At 70.5% G+C, this 1,808-nt stretch carries 2 protein-coding genes; one reads left to right on the top strand and one right to left on the bottom strand.

The genetic code is table 11. From position 1 onward, the window contains the following. The coding region (locus AC1D12_RS32440; protein ID WP_477845254.1) for an ATP-binding response regulator at window positions 1-1,147 on the top strand (1,147 nt) is incomplete at its 5' end. A gap of 24 nt (window positions 1,148-1,171) precedes the next feature. Here the strand turns inward: AC1D12_RS32440 and AC1D12_RS32435 are convergent. After that, a complete protein-coding gene (locus AC1D12_RS32435) occupies window positions 1,172-1,555 on the bottom strand; it encodes a hypothetical protein (protein WP_465114534.1) in 384 nt (127 codons plus the stop codon). Between the last annotated feature and the right edge of the window lie 253 nt (window positions 1,556-1,808).

The following is a 1,808-nucleotide window of genomic DNA, read 5'->3' as shown; positions in this document are numbered from 1 at the left end:
CATGAGCCATGAACTGCGCACGCCGCTGAACGCGATGCTGGGCTTTGCGCAACTGTTGGCCACCGACCCGGCCGAGGTGTTGTCGCCGCCGCAGGCCGAGYGGGTGCGGCTGATCACGCATGCCGGCTGGCACCTGCTCGGCCTCGTCAACGACGTGATGGACATCTCGCGCGTCGAGGCGGGGCGCATCGAGGTCGTCAACGTCTGCGGCGACATCTCGGCAGTGCTGGACGAGGCCGTCGCGCTCACGCAGCCGCTCGCCAGGACGAGCGGGCTGGAGCTCTCGGAGCGCGCGGTGTCGCGGGTCGGCATCGGTGCCGTCGCCGACCCGCGGCGGCTGCTGCAGGTGCTGCTGAACCTGCTGAGCAATGCCTGCAAATACAACCGGCCCGGCGGACAGGTGAGGATCGACGTGACGCAGGCCGGCAGCGAGGTCTGCCTCGACGTGGTGGACAACGGCATCGGCATGACGCCGGAGCACCTGTCGCACCTGTTCGAGCCCTTCAACCGGCTGGGCCGCGAAGGGCAGGCAGTCGAAGGTTCGGGCATCGGGCTGACGCTCGCGCGCCAGCTGGTGCACCTGATGAACGGCCGGCTCGAGGTGGAGAGCAGCCCCGAATCCGGCACGCGGGCGCGGGTGGTCCTGCCGTCCTGCGTCCTCGCGGCGGGCCAGGTCGCTGCCGAGGCGCCGAAGCCGCTGGCGGTGCCCGAGCCCGTGTCGTCAACGAAGGGYGGGGCGCTGGTGCTCTACATCGAGGACGAACCGGTCAACCAGCTGCTCGTGGCGCAGTTGCTGACGCGCTGCGAGGGCATTCAACTGCTGCAGGCGGTGAACGGCCGCGACGGGCTGGCGCTGGCGCGCAGCCGGCAGCCCGACCTGATCCTGCTGGACATGCAGTTGCCGGACCTGTCCGGCTTGGAGTTGCTGTCCGCCCTGCGCGACGATCCGGCCACGGCGGCATTGCGGGTGGTGGCGGTGTCGGCCAACACGACGCCGGCGGACGTGGCCACGGCACTGGAGCTGGGCGCGCTCGACTACTGGACCAAGCCACTGGCGCTGGACGCGTTTCGTGCCGGCCTGGCCAGCCTGCTGCCGGAGCGCGCCGGGTCGAGCGGCGACGCGCGGCAGAGTGCCCGCGCTTCATAGGGCGCCGCAGGGCGCGCATGCGGGTCAGCCGAGCAACGAGGATCTCTGCGGCGCCCGCACTTCGTAGGGCAGCGGTCGGGTGTGCAGCGAGTGGACGTGCAGTGCCAGCAACTCCTCCTTGATGAGCGCCGGGAACCCGCGGCGGTCCTCGCGCAGGCTGAATTCCTTCTCCTCGAAGTAGAGGTCGAGCGCCGGCGTGGTCGGCCAGAGCCTGCACAAGGCGTTGGCGATGCGCGGGAAGTCGTCGGGCAGGTGCACGGGCCGCACGCCGTGGGGCAACGCATCCAGCCAGTGCACGGTGGCGCTGGTCAGCTGCTGGTCCTCGATGGACGGGCTGCGGCGCGCCCAGGCGTGGCTTGAGCTGTCGGCGTCAGTGCGCGCCCGTTGCGGTTCGTCGTCGTTGTTCATCAGGCCCCCCTTGTCGCGTGCAGTCACGCGCGAGCCGAGTCAACCGTAGCCGATCGGTGGGGGCGCGTCGGTGTCCTTGCGCACAGAGCCGCGCTCGGGGGTTCAGCGCCTGCGTCGGCGCGTGGTCGTTGCGCTGGGCAACTCCAGCGGCTTCACCCGTTCCAGATGACTCGCGATCATCCCCGCCACCGTGCGAGCCACCGCCGTCGCATCGAGCGGCTCATCGAACAGCATCTCCACCGTCGCATACACC

The organism is Rhizobacter sp. P1_G5, from assembly GCF_056405435.1.
This window is presented reverse-complemented; position numbering and strand designations above follow the sequence as displayed.